Raw genomic sequence first — 16,519 nt, 5'->3', positions numbered from 1 at the left:
ACCCACTTCGGTGACCGCGCTCAACGTAGTCGTCGGAATTTCTGGCGGAATCGCTGCCTACAAGGCTGTCTCCGTTGTGCGCGAGCTTGTGCTCGCTGGCCACGATGTCCATGTTGTTGCGACGAGCAATGCTCTGCGCTTTGTGGGAATCCCCACGCTCGAGGCGATAAGTCGCAACCCGGTCAACACCGACCTGTACGAGGGCGTTGACGAAGTTCGCCATGTTGCAGTCGGGAAAGCAGCCGATCTGATCATCGTTGCGCCAGCGACAGCGAACACGATCGCAAAAATCGCCACCGGTCAGGCCAACGACTTTCTCGGCAACACTATTTTGGCGAGCACCGCACCACTCGTCATCGCTCCGGCCATGCACACTGAAATGTGGCTCAATCCGGCCACCGTTGCCAATATTGAGACGCTGCGGTCGCGCGGCATCCACATCATTGGCCCGGAATCAGGTCAATTGACTGGCACCGATAGCGGACCCGGTCGGATGTCGGAGCCAAGCGACATAGTTTCTGCTGCTTTGGAGTTGGCGGTTTCCTCTCACGATCTCGCCGGTCGCACGGTGCTCGTTACTGCTGGTGGCACCCGTGAACCTCTCGATCCGGTGCGATTCATTGGTAATCGTTCGAGTGGAAAGCAGGGGGTTGCGTTGGCGTCCGCGGCGGCGGCGCGCGGTGCATCCGTCACGCTTATCGGAGCCAATCTTGAGGTTTCTGCCCCTCCCGGTGTTCACTTTATTGAAGTCGGTTCGACGCTAGAGCTGCAGGCGGCGGTTGTTGCCGAGGCTGTACACGCCGATCTTGTGGTGATGGCAGCCGCTGTTGCCGACTATCGGCCAGCGGAGACCGCTCAGTCCAAGATTAAGAAGCGCAGCGATTCGAGCACTCTTGAACTCCGATTGGAAGAGAATCCTGACATTTTGCGTGGACTGGCGAGCAACCGAACTCGCGATCAGGTGATCGTTGGCTTTGCCGCTGAGACTGAACCTGACGATGACGCTCTCGTCGAACTGGGGCGAGCAAAAATTTCCCGAAAGGGCTGCGATTTTCTTGTTCTCAACCGTGTGGGTTGGAACGAAGGATTCGCCACAGACAGTAACACTGTCGTCGTGATCAACACGGCCGGAGATAGAGTGGGCGAGGCAAGCGGAAGCAAGTTGTCGGTGGCCCACCGCATTCTGGATCTTGTGTTCGCAGCCCGCTGACATCCATTCATCACTACCGGAGACGGCTTATGACTTCGCCCCTGCGCACCTTCACCTCGGAGTCCGTTACCGAGGGACACCCCGACAAGATCTGTGACCAGATCAGCGACAGCATTCTTGATGCACTGCTTGAGGAAGACCCCAACGCTCGTGTTGCGGTTGAGACACTCGTCACGACTGGTCTTGTTCATGTTGCCGGTGAGGTTACGACATCCGGCTATGCGGACATTCCGGCAATCGTTCGAGATCGCATCTCAGCGATCGGCTACAACTCTTCAGCAGTAGGGTTTGACGGCCGATCGTGCGGCGTGTCAATTTCGATTGGCGCTCAGTCGCCCGATATTGCTCAGGGCGTAGATGTCGCATTGGAGACTCGCGAGGGACACTCGAGCGACAAACTTGATGTTCTCGGCGCCGGCGATCAAGGCGTGATGTTTGGCTACGCCACGATCGAAACTCCTCAGTTGATGCCAGCACCGGTGTGGTTTGCCCACCGGATGGCTGAGCGGCTTGCGGAAGTTCGCAAGCTCGGTCTCGTGGATTATCTGCGGCCGGACGGCAAGACACAGGTCACCGTCGGTTACGAGGGCGACATCCCGCGCAGCATTGAGACTGTTGTTCTCTCGACGCAGCACTCGCCTCACATTTCGACCGCTCAGTTGCGGTCGGAGATCGAAGAGCTTGTGGTTCGCCCGATTGCTGAAAGCTCGGGTCTTGATCTTTCGAACCTGCAGTCGATCGTTAATCCGAGTGGCCGATTTGAGATCGGTGGCCCGCAGGGCGACGCTGGCGTCACTGGTCGCAAGGTGATTGTCGATACTTACGGTGGGGCATCGCGTCACGGTGGGGGAGCTTTCAGCGGTAAAGATCCGTCGAAGGTTGACCGCTCGGCGACGTATGCCATGCGCTGGGTAGCAAAGAATGCTGTTGCTGCTGGCCTCGCCGATCGCCTCGAGATCCAGATTGCTTACGCGATTGGCCGCGCGGCTCCGGTGAGCCTCTATGTCGAAACGTTCGGCACTGGCCACGTTTCAGACGAGGCAATTCTTGGTGCGATTCACGAGGTATTTGATTTACGACCTGGCGCCATCATCCGAGATCTGGATCTTCTTCGCCCGATCTACGCCAAGACGGCTACCTATGGCCACTTTGGTCGTGAGCTTCCCGAGTTCACGTGGGAACGACTCGACCGCGTTGAGGCTCTTCGCAGGGCCGCCGGGCTCTAGAGATGACTGAAGCATCCATCGCACGGGTGCTCATTGACTCTCCGCTGCCGCAACTTGACAGGCTTTTCGATTACACGATTCCCGAGAATCTTCGTCACGAAGCGCGCGCTGGTGTTCGGGTCAAGGCTCCGCTCAAGACCCTCGGCCGCTTGGTCGAGGGTTGGATTGTCGAACTAACAGACACTGTCGACTACGCCGGCAAGTTGAGCGAACTCGATTCGATTGTTTCGCCGTTTCCTGTCTTATCTCCAGAAGTGTGGACGCTCGCTCGCGCTGCAGCAGATCGCGCCGCAGGAAACGCAGCTGATGTGTTGCGTCTAGGAATTCCGAAGCGCCACGCTCGCGCCGAAAAATTGCTTCCTGATCCTGCGACCGTGACGTTTGAGCCCTCAGGGCAGCCGCTGCCGGTCACCTATTTCCACGCAGAATCTGTCACGACGCTTCTGACAACGAACAAGAGGGCGGCGCTGTCGGCTCCCACCGGGGTCGTTGAAGTTTCTCCAGGCACGTGGGTTGGTCGGTGGGCTGTAACGATGGCTGAGTTGGCCGCTCAGACGCTCGCTCGTGGCTCGACAACGATTCTGGCGACGCCAGATTTTCGTGATCAGGAGCAGCTTGAGGCTGCCGTTGCTGCGCTTATCCCGGACGACCGAATTCTGAGGCTGGATGCGCGCCAGAGCGTGCAGCGTCGCTACGGAAACTTCTTGAGAACCCACGACGACTCTCCGTATGTCATCGTCGGCAACCGATCTGCGGTGTACGCCCCGGCGAAAAACCTGGGATTGATCGTGATCTGGGATGACGGCGATTCGCTCTACAGCGAAAATCTTTCGCCATACATCCATACGCGGGATGCCGCGCTGCTTCGTCAGGAGCAGCAACAGTGCGCCTTGGTGTTTCTGAGCCACTCCCGCAGCACAGAAGTTCAGCGACTCGTCGAAGTCGGCTGGCTTGTCTCACTGAATCCCGGGGGAATCCGTCCACCGAAGGTAATCCCTTCGGCGAATCAGGAAAGTCAGGATCGACTGGCGGCGATAGCCCGCATCCCGTCGTCGGCGTGGAAGGCGGCGCGTGCCGGTCTCGATGAGGGCCCAGTTCTTGTGCAGGTCGCGCGCCCTGGCTATGCGCCACGGCTTGCCTGTACTGATTGTGCACAGTCAGCGCGGTGCACAACTTGCGCCGGCCCGCTTGCGCAGCGTTCGGCTTCAGCGACCCCAAGCTGCGTCTGGTGTGGAGCGCTAGCCGTGAAGTGGCGCTGTCGTGAATGTGACGGGACGCGATTGCGCATGGTCGGCTCGGGCAGCGCCCGCACGGCTGATGAACTGGGCCGAGCGTTTCCGGGCTATCGCGTGATCGTGGCAGACGGCGATCACCAAGTGCTCACGGTCTCGTCTGAACCATCATTGGTCATTGCCACTCGGGGTGCTGAGCCTGTCGCCGCGGGCGGCTACCGTGCGGTGCTTCTCCTTGACGGTGCCGGGATGCTCGCCCGCGAAAGCTTGAGGGTATCGGAGGATTGTCTCCGCTGGTGGTCGAACGCCATCTCGCTGGCCGCCGACGGTGCTCCAGCTGTGATCGTTGGGGTTGGTGGTTCGCTGGCCACCGCGTTGGTGACGTGGCGTCAAGAGGATTTTGCCAGTTCTGAGCTTGCCGACCGCCGAGAGTTGAGGTTTCCGCCGGCGATTCGTGTCGCCACCCTCACCGGCAAGGTTGATCTCATCACTGACGCAATCGAGAAGCTGCACGTCGAACCGCTTGATGTTCTTGGGCCAGTGGATCTTGCAGACGGGGTGGTTCGCACGATCATCCGTTTCGATTACAAGGCCGGTTCGGCGATTGCCGAACAACTCAAGGCCCTCGTTATCGCGGCCACAACAGTGTCGCGCAGCAACCGCAAACCGGGTGTGCCACGAGCGAGCCAGCCACCACCCGGACTGCGTGTTCACCTTGACGATCTCGAACCATTTGTGGATCTATAAAGCAAGAGTGCGAAAGCTTCCGTATTTTCACGAGAGAATTGGTGGATGACTTCGTTGCGACTCCTCTTTGCCGGTAGCCCCGACGTTGCTGTACCCAGTCTTGACGCGCTGCTAGAGAGCAAGCACGAGGTTGCTGCAGTGCTCACGCGGACTGACTCTGCTCAGGGGCGCCGTCGTGTGATGACCCCGACGCCTGTTGCCGCTCGAGCGGAACAGGCCGGAGTCGAGGTTATCCGGGCAAACCGCCTTGACGACACGGCGAGTGAGTCAATTGAGGCGCTCAATGTGGACCTCGGTGTGATCGTTGCTTATGGAGGACTAGTCCCCAAGCACGTGTTGACCATTCCCCGCCTTGGCTGGATCAACCTGCACTTTTCGCTGCTTCCTCAGTGGAGAGGGGCCGCGCCAGTTCAACGAGCCATTATGGGCGGCGATACGGTCGCCGGCGCGACTGTATTCCAACTTGTTGAGAAGCTTGATGCTGGGGATATTTTTGCCACCATGACCGAGCCCATCGGTGCGCAGCAAACAGCGGGTGCCCTTCTGCAACAACTGTCTTTCTCCGGTGCAACTCTTCTCTCGACTGTGGTCGATTCTTTGGCAGCGGGAACAGCTCACGCCGAACCACAGTCCGGCAACATCACACTTGCCCCCAAATTGACTTTAGAAGACGGTCGTATCGACTGGTCGCAGGGTGCTCAAGACGTGCACAACCAAATCCGAGGCGTCACCCCTGAGCCCGGCGCATCTACTCAGGTAGACGGCAAGCGACTGAAAGTACTTGACGCGGCGATCGCCCGCGAAACCCCCGCTCTCCCGATCGGCCACATCAATTTCGTCGGCAAAAAAGTTTTTGTCGGCACAGCCTCAGAACCAATCGAGCTTCTCCGGGTTCATCCGGAGGGGCGCAACGCAATGGATGCCGCAGCCTGGTGGCGCGGCCTGAATTCAGAATCAGAGGTGGTGGCTTCGTGAGCTACGCACAGTCAGCCCGTCGAGTCGCGCTCGATGTCATTATGGCGGTGCGCGAGTCCGATGCGTACGCCAACTTGTTGTTGCCGGTTCATCTCGAGCGCGCGAAGCTGTCGACAGCGGATGCGGGACTTGCCACTGAGCTGACCTATGGGACTCTCCGCATGCAGGGCTACTACGATGCGGTAATTGAGCAGGCTGCCGGTCGTGCTGTCGCAAAGATTGATCCGCCGGTTCTTGATGTTCTGAGGCTCGCAACTCATCAGTTGTTGTCGATGCGTATCCCGTCGCATGCTGCTGTCGACGAGTCGGTCCGTTTGGCTAAGACGATCGGTTCCCGCTCGGCGGTAGGTTTTGTGAACGCGGTCTTGCGTGCCATTACGAAGCACGAACCAGACGTCTGGCGTGAGCGAGTGATCGGTTCGGCTGCGTCAGGGGAAGAGGCTCTGGCGCTGGCGTATTCGCATCCGTTGTGGGTGACCCGTGCCTTCCGTCAGGTATTGGTTGCCGAGGGTCGTGAGGCTGAGCTTGAGGGACTATTGGCTGCCGATAACGTTCCTGCACGAGTTTCCGTTGTCGCGCTACCAGGCTTCGCGGATGCCACTCAGATTGGTGTGACGGTCGCTGAGTATTCGCCGGTCGGTGGCACCCTTCGCGAGGGTGACCCTGGCAAGAATACTGCAGTGGCTTCGGGGCGAGCACGTGTGCAAGACGAGGGTTCGCAATTGGCTGCACTGGCTTTGAGTCGGGCGCGTCCGATCGTTGCTGGCGAGTCGTGGCTCGATATGTGTGCTGGTCCGGGCGGCAAAGCAGCGTTGCTTGCCGCAGAGGCGCTCATCGGTGGCGCGAAGCTGACCGCTAACGAGCTCGTTCCTGCCCGCGCAAAGCTCGTGCGAAATGCCCTTGCGGTTTTCGATTCACCTCCTGAGGTCTGGGAGAAGGATGGTGTCGAGATTGGCCGCGAACATCCTGGCCAATTTGACCGCATCTTGCTCGACGCACCATGTACTGGTCTTGGGGCACTACGTCGCCGCCCGGAGGCTCGGTGGCGAAAGCAGCCGGGTGATGTTGCCCAACTTGGCGCGCTGCAGACGGCGCTGCTTCATTCGGCACTCGATGCTCTCAAGCCAGGCGGCGTGCTTGCTTATGTGACGTGTTCGCCTCACGCTGCTGAGACGAAAGCGATTGTCGGGTCTGTGCTTCGCAAAGTTCCGAATGTGACCAAAATGGACACTCCTGCGGTAATTCGCACAGTCACGGTACATGAGCTCGATCTCCCGGATGCCACCCATGTCCAGTTGTGGCCGCACCGTCACGGTACCGACGCCATGTTCATTCAGCTGCTCGTGAAGGCTGACTCCTAGATAGGCTCTCGCTATGTCAGTACGCATTAGTCCCAGCATCCTCGCCGCCGATTTTGTCAATCTCGAGCGTGACATTTCTCGCATCTCGAACGCCGATCTGGTTCACGTTGACATCATGGACAACCATTTCGTGCCTAATCTCACGTTTGGGCTACAGATGACTGAACGAATCCAGCAGGTGTCGCCGATCCCGCTCGACATTCACCTCATGATTGAGAACCCAGAACGGTGGGCTCCCGACTATGCAGACTTGGGTGCTTTTGCGGTCACCTTCCATGCCGAAGCCGCTAGGGATGCTGTTGCGCTCGCGCGCACGCTCCGATCTCAGGGCACGCGTGCTGGTGTCGCGGTTAAACCGGGGACGGCGATCGAGCCGTATCTCGAACTTCTTGAGGAATTCGATCAGGTACTAGTGATGACCGTTGAACCTGGCTTTGGTGGGCAAAGTTTCATGGAAGAGACGATGCCCAAATTGCGCCAGTTGCGTGAACTCGTCGATAAGCGTGGCCTCGATGTGTGGTTGGAAGTCGACGGAGGGGTCGATGAACAAACCATCGAAATTGCCGCTGCGGCTGGTGCGGACACTTTTGTTGCGGGGTCATCCGTTTATCGTGGATCCGATCCATCACTTCGAGTGTCAGAACTGCGCGAACGGGCAGCCGCACACCGTCATTAGTCGCCGGCAAGCGATCGGGTCTGGTTGACTAGTCCTATGAGCGATTCAGGAAAAACTAAGCCAGAGGTCGAGTTCTATGAGGGCCAAGCGCCCACTGAGCTTGTCATTATTGATATTGAAGAAGGAACCGGAGCCGAAGCAACTGCGGGTGCCACCGTTGACGTTCACTACTTGGGCGTAGATTTCGAATCCGGCGAGGAGTTCGATTCTTCATGGAGCCGCGGACAGTCCATCAACTTCCCTCTCACGTCTCTCATTAGCGGATGGCAAGAAGGTATCCCCGGGATGAAAGTTGGCGGACGTCGTCAGCTCATTTGCCCTCCTCACTTGGCATACGGCCCCGCTGGTGGAGGACACCAGTTGTCTGGTCGCACGTTGACCTTCGTGATCGACCTTCTCGGCACGAACTAGCTCCAGAGCTGCATCTCGCAAAACGGCAGGGGACCGTCCTTCGGGGCGGTACCCTTGACCTGTGAAAGACTTTGACGAACTTTTTGCAGAACTAAGCCGCAAAGCGGTCGAACGCCCAGCAGGGTCAGGGTCGGTAGCCTTGCTCGATGCTGGAGTGCACTCGATCGGCAAGAAGATCGTTGAGGAGGCCGCTGAAGTATGGATGGCCGCCGAATTCCAGTCTGACGAAGAGACTGCTGAAGAAATTTCTCAGTTGATCTATCACCTCCAGGTTCTCATGGTCGCCAAGGGGCTAACGCCCGACGACGTGTGGCGACATCTCTGACGCCAACACACCCCTTTTCGCGCGAACTGACTGAGAGTTGACATGTTAAGAGTTGCAGTGCCCAATAAGGGTTCACTGAGTGATACCGCTTCCGAAATGCTGTCGGAAGCTGGTTATGTTGGTCGCCGGGACCCCCGCGCGCTGAACGTACGTGACGAACGCAATGGCGTTGAGTTCTTTTACCTCCGCCCCCGCGACATCGCTACCTATGTTGGATCCGGCGCTCTCGACGTTGGGATCACTGGCCGAGACTTGCTTTTGGATTCGCAGTCGCCTGCTGTTGAAATTGCGAGCCTTGATTTTGGGGGATCCACCTTCCGTTTCGCCGGAACGCCCGGCCGCTTTTCTGAACTCTCCGATCTCAATGGAGTGAGGGTAGCCACCAGCTACGCAGGACTCGTTGGTGCGTTTCTTGAGCGTCACGGAGTAAAGGCAGAGCTCGTAGGCCTCGATGGTGCCGTCGAGTCCGCGATCCGCCTTGGAGTAGCGGATGCCGTTGCCGACGTCGTGTCCACTGGCTCAACGCTGCGCGCTCAGGGCCTCGAAATCTTCGGACCGGTCATCCTCGATTCCACCGCCGTTCTCATTAGCTCCGGCACGGCATCCGGAGATGGTGTCGCCACCCTTCAGCGCCGCCTTCAGGGAGTTCTTGTGGCTCGACAGTATGTGCTGATCGACTACGACGTTCCTGTTCGACTTCTTGACGCCGCTACGCAAGTGACTCCCGGTATCGAGAGCCCTACAGTCTCTCCGTTGCAGGATCCCGAATGGGTTGCAGTGCGCTCGATGGTTCGACGCACCGACACTAACCACGTCATGGACGAGCTCTACGCCGTTGGCGCACGCGCGATTCTCGTCAGCACCATCCACGCTGCGAGGATTTAGTCGTGGCTGTCGCAGTCCGAGTCATTCCGTGTCTCGACGTCGCCGACGGCCGGGTCGTCAAAGGCGTCAACTTTAAGGATCTTCGAGACGCAGGAGATCCCGTTTCGCTCGCCCGCCGCTATTACGACCAGGGCGCTGACGAAGTGACCTTCTTGGATGTCACGGCGACGGTAGAAGGTCGCGCGACGATGTACGACGTTGTCCGTTCAGCAGCGGAACAGATCTTCATCCCACTGACTGTTGGTGGGGGAGTCAGGGAACCCGACGACGTCTCCAAGCTTCTTGCCCATGGCGCAGACAAAGTTGGCGTCAATAGTGCAGCGCTCGCTCGACCGCAGCTCATTGATGACATTGCGCGACGTTTTGGTGCTCAAGTACTCGTATTGAGTCTCGATATTAAACGCCGCGGCGATGGCTGGATCGTGACCACGCACGGTGGTCGGACTGAGACCGATCGAGATGCGATCGACTGGGCCCGCGAGGCAATGGACCGTGGTGCAGGCGAATTGCTCGTCAACTCCATCGATGCAGATGGCACCAAACAGGGTTTCGACCTTGAGTTGGTCTCGGCGATTAGCGAATTTGCGACAGTGCCCGTCATCGCCAGTGGTGGTGCCGGTGCTGTGGAGCACTTCGCCCCGGCAATTGCCGCCGGTGCCGATGCCGTGCTTGCGGCATCCGTGTTCCACAATCGCCAACTGACTGTCGGCGATGTTAAAGAGTCACTTCGAAATCATGGATTGGTTACGCGATGAGCGACGAACTCACCCTGGCGACGATTAGCGATGTTCTTGAGCGGGCACAGTTCGCGCCTGACGGCCTGCTGCCGGCAATTATTCAGCAGTGGGATACCAAAGAGGTACTCATGCTTGGCTATATGAATGCGGAAGCACTGACCCGCACATTGACTGAGGGTCGAGTGACTTTCTATAGCCGAAGCAGGCAAGAACTTTGGCGCAAGGGTGATACCAGCGGCCACTTTCAGTTCGTTCGGACGGCAGCCCTCGATTGTGACCGAGATGCACTTCTCGTAGGTGTCGAGCAGGTCGGACCGGCGTGCCACACCGGAACTCACTCCTGCTTCGAGGTCGACCCGCTCGTTCCCGTTCAGGGATTCTCTAATGAATAGCACGACAGACCACGCGGAATTTGAGCGCCTCGTAGCGGTAGGAAACCGGGTCGTTCCGGTCATCCGTCAAGTCTTTGCTGACGGTGAGACGCCAGTGGGCGTGTACCGCAAACTTGCGCAGGCCAAGCCAGGTACTTTTCTTCTTGAATCGGCGGGCCAGGGTGGCATTTGGTCTCGATTCTCGTTCGTCGGCGTAGCGAGCTTTGGTGTGCTTACGCACAACGAAGAGTCCGTTGAGTGGATCGACTACGGCTTGTCGAGGGAGAGAGTTCTCGGCAACGATTGCCCCACAGCCCCGCTAGAGGCTCTAGCGCACCTCAACGAACGATGGAAGACACCAAGAGTTTCCGGCCACCCGCCTCTCACCGGCGGCCTCGTTGGCTTTATCGGGTGGGAAGCGATCCGACAGCTAGAGAACCTTCCGGATGCTCCGCCCGCCGATTTCGATGTTCCGAGCCAAGCACTGAGCTTCGTTTCCGATCTCGTTGTGCTCGACCACCGCAATGGCACAGTGTTGCTCATATCCACGGCGCTCAACGATGGAAATCTTGATTCCGCGACGATGTGGACGGAAGCGCAAACTCGACTCGACGTTTTGCAGACTGGGCTTGCTCGACCGACCGAAGCGTATCTCGCAGAGGTCGACATCGAGATTGAGCCGATCCCAATTCCTCGAACCACTCCTGATGAGTATGCGCAGGCCATCGCCAAATCTAAAGAGTTCATTCGTGAAGGTGACGTATTTCAAGTCGTCATCTCGCAGCGTTTCGATCACGAACTTAGTGCGAGTCCTCTCGACGTCTATCGAGTGCTCCGTACGCTCAATCCATCGCCATACATGTACCTGCTTTCCTTGGTCGATGTTTCTGGTCGCCCATACTCGATTGTCGGGGCCAGCCCCGAAGCGCTCGTCAAGGTGTCGCAAAAACGGGTGCACATGCATCCGATCGCTGGCTCGCGCCCGCGCGGAGTGGACACTGAACACGACCTCGAACTTGCTGAAGAGTTGCTCGCCGATACGAAAGAGCGCGCAGAACACCTCATGCTTGTCGATTTGGCTCGCAACGACCTTTTGAAGGTCTGTATTCCCGGCACTGTGGCCGTCACCGAGTTTATGCAGGTGGAACGCTTCAGCCACATCATGCACTTGGTCTCGTCAGTTGAGGGCGACCTTTCGCCGAATGCTTCAGCCGTCGACGTATTCCGTGCCACGTTCCCGGCAGGAACGCTTTCTGGGGCGCCCAAGCCCCGCGCGCTGGAGATTATCGACGAGCTCGAGCCTGCTCAGCGCGGCGTGTATGGGGGAGTGGTTGGCTATTTCGACTTCGCTGGAGATGCTGATCTCGCGATCGCCATTCGCACGGTCACGATCGTCGATGGTATGGCGCGGGTGCAAGCTGGCGCTGGTCTGGTGGCCGACTCGGACCCTGCTGCTGAACATCAGGAAGCTAAGAACAAGGCGGCGGCTCCACTGCGCGCCGTCGCGGTGGCCAATGCGATGCGGCGGCTGAATTCGTGATCGTGAGACGCTCCAGATCGATCGTGCTCGCTGCTCTCGTAATTTTGGGCGCGACCGTGATGCTCTCCTGGACTCAACAGTGGTTTACGATCGCGCTGAATGAAGGCTCAAGAGTTGACGTGCTCGGAAGTGATGCTGCCGGTTCGCTGGCAGCTCTGGCGCTATCGATCTTTGCGCTGGTTGCGGCACTCAGTCTTTCTTCCGTGATCGTGCGGCGCGTGCTGGGAGTTCTTGCCGCCGGTGTTGGTGCAATCATTGTGGCCGTGAGCCAGTCAGCAATCGCCGATCCGCTTCATTCCTCTAGTGCACTCATCACGGATGCCACCGGAATCAGTGGCGATGAGTCGCTTCGGTCTTTAGTCGACACTGTCAGTGTCAGCGGCTGGCCGATACCGGCGATAGTGGCTGGCGGGCTCATTGTCGTTGTGGGTTTGTTCGCGACGATTTCGGCCCACCGTTGGCCTGCACCCACTAAGAAATACGATCGTGCGACAGCAGTCGTTGCCGACGATCCAGCATCTCAATGGGACGCTCAGAGTCGGGGAATCGACCCAACTGCGAGCTGAGTGGCACAACCACGAGCCTTACTCCCGCTAGAATTTAGGATCAGCAAAGAATGGAGCCTGATGAGTACTGATACTGACCCCGGCCACGGAAACTCTCCAGCGGCATGGACTGCCGTCGTCATCATGTTGGTCGCGTTCACAATCGGAACGCTCGCATTCTGGTTCAATGTGCCGTGGCTCGTGTTTGCCTCGGCAGGGCTCGTCGTTGTCGGCCTGATCGTTGGCCAGATTCTGCGCAAACTCGGTTACGGCGTCGGTGGCGACAAGCTCACCGTCGAGCCCCACAACTAGAGTGCTCTCCGATTTAGTCGACGGCGCGCTCGAAGATGCCGCCGTTCGTCGTGAGGCTGTCAGTCTCGCTCAGGTAGAGCGTGCTGCTGCAGATGCTTTTCCGGCTCTGGATGCCCTTGAGGCTCTGTCGCCGCGCGAACGTGTGCACATCATCGCTGAGATCAAACGGTCTAGTCCATCTCGCGGTGCGTTAGCGGAAATCAGCGATCCGGCATCGCTAGCGTTGTCCTATCAAACCGGCGGCGCCAGTGCGATTAGTGTGCTCACCGAGCAGCGTCGATTCGGAGGTTCCCTTGAGGACCTCACGACGGTTAGAGCTGTTGTGCGACTTCCGGTCTTGCGCAAGGACTTTATCGCCGAGCCTTACCAAGTGTTTGAGGCTCGCGCTGCTGGTGCTGACCTCGTGCTCCTCATTGTTGCTGCTCTAGACCAGAAGACTCTCGAGCACCTTTACAACTTGATCGTCTCATTGGGCATGACGCCGTTGGTCGAAACGCATTCTGCTGACGAGGTTTCGCGGGCCTTGGACGTTGGGGCCAGCTTGGTCGGCGTCAACGCACGAAACCTGAGCACTTTCGAACTCGATCAGAACCTGTTCGGCGAGCTTGCCGATCAGATTCCTAGCGGAGTTATCCGCATTGCCGAATCTGCCGTGAAGTCTGCGGCTGATGTCGCCCACTACCGCAAGGCAGGCGCTGACGTCGTTCTCGTGGGCGAAGCCCTCGTTACCGGTGATCCCATTGCCACCCTGCAAGAATTTTTGGACTGCTAATGCTGAGAGATGAACTAGGACCGTATTTCGGAGAGTTCGGCGGGCGCTTTGTCCCCGAATCCTTGATCGCCGCTCTTGATGAGCTCGACGCTGCCTATAACGAGGCGAAGAACGATTCCTCGTTTCAAGCGGAGCTTGCGGAGTTGCACGCTAGTTACACCGGGCGGCCATCCATTATTACCGAGGTTCCGCGATTCGCGGAGCACGCGGGTGGTGCTCGAATCATCCTCAAGCGTGAGGACTTGAATCACACCGGTTCTCACAAAATCAACAACGTGCTCGGGCAAGCACTGCTCGCTCGTCGACTAGGTAAAACTCGCCTCATCGCAGAGACCGGTGCGGGGCAACACGGCGTAGCGACCGCAACAGCGGCAGCGCTGTTTGGCATGTCGTGCGTTGTCTACATGGGCGAAGTGGATACAGAACGCCAAGCACTGAACGTTGCGCGCATGCGTTTGCTTGGTGCAGAAGTCATTCCCGTGACAGCGGGCTCGCGCACCCTCAAAGATGCGATCAACGAGGCACTTCGCGACTGGGTTGCCAACGTCGAAGACACCCACTACCTCTTGGGGACTGTCGCTGGTCCGCATCCATTCCCTGTCATGGTGCGGGATTTCCACAAGGTGATCGGCGACGAAGCTCGCGAGCAAGTTGTGAAACTCACCGGCGCCCTTCCTACCGCGGTTGTAGCGTGTGTCGGCGGTGGCAGCAACGCTATGGGGATTTTCCACGCCTTTCTCGATGATGCCGGCGTAGCGCTTTATGGCTACGAGGCGGCAGGAGAAGGGCACCTCACCGAACGTCATGCGGCGACCCTCACACGAGGCCGCCCTGGGGTCCTCCACGGTGCACGTAGCTACATGCTCCAGGACGCTGATGGCCAGACCGTTGAATCACACTCGATTTCTGCCGGCCTCGACTATCCGGGTGTTGGCCCTGAACACTCGTGGCTGAAAGATATCGGGCGGGCAGACTACTTGCCCATCACCGATGCTGAGGCGATGGATGCTCTGCGCTTGTTGAGCAGAACCGAAGGTATCATCCCCGCCATTGAGTCTGCACATGCGTTGGCTGGGGCCATCAACTTGGGCAAGGAACTCGGGCCAGACTCCGTGATCTTGGTGAACCTCAGCGGCCGCGGTGACAAAGATATGGAAACTGCTGCAGAATACTTCGACCTCATTGATGCGGAAGCGGCTTCGGCTGCTACTTCCCGCGCGGAGGAAAAGTAATGAGCACCGTAGAAGACACCATTGCCCAGGCGAATCGTGATCGCTCAGGTGCGTTAATCGGATACCTTCCTGTCGGTTTCCCGACTATCGCCGACAGTATTGAGGCTGCCGTTGCTCTCGCCGAGAATGGTGTCGACGTCATTGAACTTGGCTTGCCATACTCCGACCCGGTGATGGACGGCCCCGCAATTCAGAAAGCGACCCAGCAGGCTCTCGCTAATGGTTTCCGGCTTCAAGACGGGTTTGATGCCGTGGCGGAGATCACGTCGCGAGTGTCGGCACCGGTGCTCTTGATGAGCTACTGGAACCCGATCATGCAATTTGGGGTCGATCGGTTCGCAGACGAACTCAAGGCTTCTGGGGGAGCGGGCATCATTACGCCTGACCTTGTTAGCGATGAGGCCGCAGAATGGATTGCGGCATCAGACCGCACCGGTCTTGACCGAGTCTTCCTCGCAGCCCCGTCGTCCAGCGATGCCCGGTTAGTTCGCGCTGTTGAGGCAAGCACTGGATTCGTCTATGCGGTCTCCACGATGGGAATTACGGGCGCCCGTTCTGATGTCGATACCGCAGCGAAAACTCTGGTTGCGCGCTTGCGAAACGCGGGTTCCACGAGCGCGTGCGTTGGACTGGGGATTTCGACCGCTGATCAAGTGCGTGAGGTGCTCAGCTACGCGGATGGTGCAATTGTCGGCTCAGTATTCGTCAGCGCTTTGGCCAATGGCGGGGTGAGCGCCGTAGCACAGACGGCAGCGTCGCTTTCGACCGGTACGCTTGCTTAGTCGCAGTCCAGAAAGGTGACCCTCTTGTCATTAGTGCCCCTCAGTATTCCGAGCCCGCCCGATTCATGGTCGACGCTCGCGACAATTCCGTTCGGCCAATGGTTGAGCGGTCTGGGCGTCAATCCCAACCAGGCGATCGTGATCCACAGTTACGCGATCTGCATTCTGCTGGGAATCATTGCGGCTACCTGGTTGACTTCACGTCGGCTCACTAATCGTGGTGCTGAACCCGGGATTGTTCTCGACATCATCATTTGGGCTGTGCCTCTCGGTTTGGTTGGTGCGCGCGCGTATCACGTGTTGACTCACCCTGGCGATTACTTCTATGACGGCGCGGATCCCTGGGAAGTCATCCGTATCTGGAATGGCGGAAATGCGATTTTCGGGTCGCTGATCGGTGGAGCCGTCGGTGCCTATATTGGCGCGCGAATGACCGGAATACGGTTCTGGAGCTTTGCGGATGCTCTCGCTCCTGCGATTCTCTTGGCTCAGGCTATTGGTCGTCTCGGCAACTATTTCAACCATGAGCTCTTCGGCCAGCCTACTGATTTGCCTTGGGGTCTCGAGATCGAGGCGGGAAATTCAGCAATCCCTGCAGGATTGCCCGTTGATACCCTGTTCCACCCGACTTTTTTGTACGAAATGATCTGGAATGTTGTCGGCATCGTCTTCTTGCTCACAATGGAGCGTCAATACGGTTTCGTAAAGAAGCATGTTCTTGGACTCACCCTCCCCGTCTTCACGGCTACAGGCCCAATTCGCCTCCAGTGGGGCAAGGTGTGGGCGCTGTACATGATTTGGTATGGCGTCGGCCGTGTCTGGTTCGAGTCGATTCGCATCGATCCCAGCGAGGTTTATCTCGGACTCAGAGTTAACGTGTGGGGCGCAATCTTCACGGTGGCCCTCGGCATTATTCTCTTCGTTGTGCAGTCACGTCGTCACGTTGGTGTCGAAAAGAGCGCCTACGTCGATGGTCACGTGTGGACCGCCGATGGTGTTGTAAACTCCGATGAAACGTATTCTGAGCATGACATAGTCGTCAACGATGCCGAGGAGTCCGCTCCTGTCACTGCTTCGAAATAGTCCGCCACAAGCGGCGATACCCCTCAGGCCCCTATCGGGCGCTGAATTTTCTCTGGGCCACTGAAGTCCCTCTCCGCACCAGTAATAACGTGAGGAC

The 16,519-nt window shown here is 58.3% G+C and carries 18 protein-coding genes; all 18 read left to right on the top strand.

What is annotated here, in order from left to right; genetic code table 11:
- The first annotated feature begins 10 nt into the window (after positions 1 to 10).
- A complete protein-coding gene (gene coaBC, locus AC061P_RS07195) occupies positions 11 to 1,210 on the top strand; it encodes a bifunctional phosphopantothenoylcysteine decarboxylase/phosphopantothenate--cysteine ligase CoaBC (protein ID WP_480390791.1) in 1,200 nt (399 codons plus the stop codon).
- Positions 1,211 to 1,239: 29 nt separating this feature from the next.
- On the top strand, positions 1,240 to 2,436 hold the full coding sequence (metK, locus tag AC061P_RS07190) for a methionine adenosyltransferase (RefSeq protein WP_449646719.1): 1,197 nt from the start codon (positions 1,240 to 1,242) through the stop codon (positions 2,434 to 2,436).
- Between the two features lie 2 nt (positions 2,437 to 2,438).
- Positions 2,439 to 4,415 (top strand): primosomal protein N' family DNA-binding protein, encoded by a 1,977-nt coding sequence (locus tag AC061P_RS07185; RefSeq protein ID WP_449646718.1) that lies wholly within the window; start codon positions 2,439 to 2,441, stop codon positions 4,413 to 4,415.
- A 54-nt stretch (positions 4,416 to 4,469) separates the two neighbouring features.
- Entirely contained in the window at positions 4,470 to 5,390 is a 921-nt protein-coding gene (gene fmt / locus AC061P_RS07180; protein WP_449648176.1) for a methionyl-tRNA formyltransferase, read from the top strand.
- Positions 5,387 to 6,751: an RsmB/NOP family class I SAM-dependent RNA methyltransferase gene (locus tag AC061P_RS07175; RefSeq protein ID WP_449646717.1), complete on the top strand. Its 1,365-nt coding sequence runs from the start codon at positions 5,387 to 5,389 to the stop codon at positions 6,749 to 6,751. Before fmt ends, AC061P_RS07175 begins: the two co-directional genes overlap by 4 nt.
- A 13-nt stretch (positions 6,752 to 6,764) precedes the next feature.
- The gene (gene rpe, locus AC061P_RS07170) at positions 6,765 to 7,427 is read left to right on the top strand and encodes a ribulose-phosphate 3-epimerase (RefSeq protein ID WP_449646716.1); all 663 of its coding nucleotides are present in this window, start codon (positions 6,765 to 6,767) and stop codon (positions 7,425 to 7,427) included.
- A gap of 36 nt (positions 7,428 to 7,463) precedes the next feature.
- A complete protein-coding gene (locus AC061P_RS07165; protein WP_449646715.1) occupies positions 7,464 to 7,838 on the top strand; it encodes an FKBP-type peptidyl-prolyl cis-trans isomerase in 375 nt (124 codons plus the stop codon).
- A gap of 61 nt (positions 7,839 to 7,899) precedes the next feature.
- Complete coding sequence (locus AC061P_RS07160) at positions 7,900 to 8,163, top strand: phosphoribosyl-ATP diphosphatase (RefSeq protein WP_449646714.1); 264 nt, start codon at positions 7,900 to 7,902, stop codon at positions 8,161 to 8,163.
- Between the two features lie 42 nt (positions 8,164 to 8,205).
- Positions 8,206 to 9,048 carry an ATP phosphoribosyltransferase gene (hisG, locus tag AC061P_RS07155; RefSeq protein ID WP_449646713.1) on the top strand — a complete coding sequence of 281 codons (843 nt, stop codon included), beginning with the start codon at positions 8,206 to 8,208 and terminating at the stop codon, positions 9,046 to 9,048.
- 2 nt (positions 9,049 to 9,050) lie between these two features.
- Complete coding sequence (hisF, locus tag AC061P_RS07150) at positions 9,051 to 9,803, top strand: imidazole glycerol phosphate synthase subunit HisF (protein ID WP_449646712.1); 753 nt, start codon at positions 9,051 to 9,053, stop codon at positions 9,801 to 9,803.
- On the top strand, positions 9,800 to 10,177 hold the full coding sequence (gene hisI / locus AC061P_RS07145) for a phosphoribosyl-AMP cyclohydrolase (protein WP_449646711.1): 378 nt from the start codon (positions 9,800 to 9,802) through the stop codon (positions 10,175 to 10,177). The genes hisF and hisI overlap by 4 nt, the downstream gene beginning before the upstream one ends.
- Positions 10,170 to 11,696, top strand: coding sequence for an anthranilate synthase component I (locus AC061P_RS07140; RefSeq protein WP_449646710.1), 1,527 nt, complete (start codon positions 10,170 to 10,172; stop codon positions 11,694 to 11,696). The genes hisI and AC061P_RS07140 overlap by 8 nt, the downstream gene beginning before the upstream one ends.
- A 2-nt stretch (positions 11,697 to 11,698) precedes the next feature.
- Positions 11,699 to 12,262, top strand: a complete 564-nt coding sequence (locus tag AC061P_RS07135) for a Trp biosynthesis-associated membrane protein (RefSeq protein WP_480390790.1) — start codon at positions 11,699 to 11,701, stop codon at positions 12,260 to 12,262.
- 60 nt (positions 12,263 to 12,322) lie between these two features.
- A complete protein-coding gene (locus AC061P_RS07130; RefSeq protein WP_449646708.1) occupies positions 12,323 to 12,553 on the top strand; it encodes a DUF6704 family protein in 231 nt (76 codons plus the stop codon).
- A gap of 1 nt (position 12,554) precedes the next feature.
- Positions 12,555 to 13,325, top strand: coding sequence for an indole-3-glycerol phosphate synthase TrpC (gene trpC / locus AC061P_RS07125; RefSeq protein ID WP_480390789.1), 771 nt, complete (start codon positions 12,555 to 12,557; stop codon positions 13,323 to 13,325).
- A complete protein-coding gene (gene trpB, locus AC061P_RS07120) occupies positions 13,325 to 14,557 on the top strand; it encodes a tryptophan synthase subunit beta (RefSeq protein ID WP_480390788.1) in 1,233 nt (410 codons plus the stop codon). Before trpC ends, trpB begins: the two co-directional genes overlap by 1 nt.
- Complete coding sequence (gene trpA / locus AC061P_RS07115; protein ID WP_480390787.1) at positions 14,557 to 15,339, top strand: tryptophan synthase subunit alpha; 783 nt, start codon at positions 14,557 to 14,559, stop codon at positions 15,337 to 15,339. Before trpB ends, trpA begins: the two co-directional genes overlap by 1 nt.
- Positions 15,340 to 15,372: 33 nt before the next feature.
- A complete protein-coding gene (gene lgt, locus AC061P_RS07110; protein ID WP_480392169.1) occupies positions 15,373 to 16,422 on the top strand; it encodes a prolipoprotein diacylglyceryl transferase in 1,050 nt (349 codons plus the stop codon).
- The last annotated feature ends 97 nt before the right edge of the window (positions 16,423 to 16,519 follow it).

Source organism: Rhodoglobus sp. G.S.4 (assembly GCF_056619605.1).
This window is presented reverse-complemented; position numbering and strand designations above follow the sequence as displayed.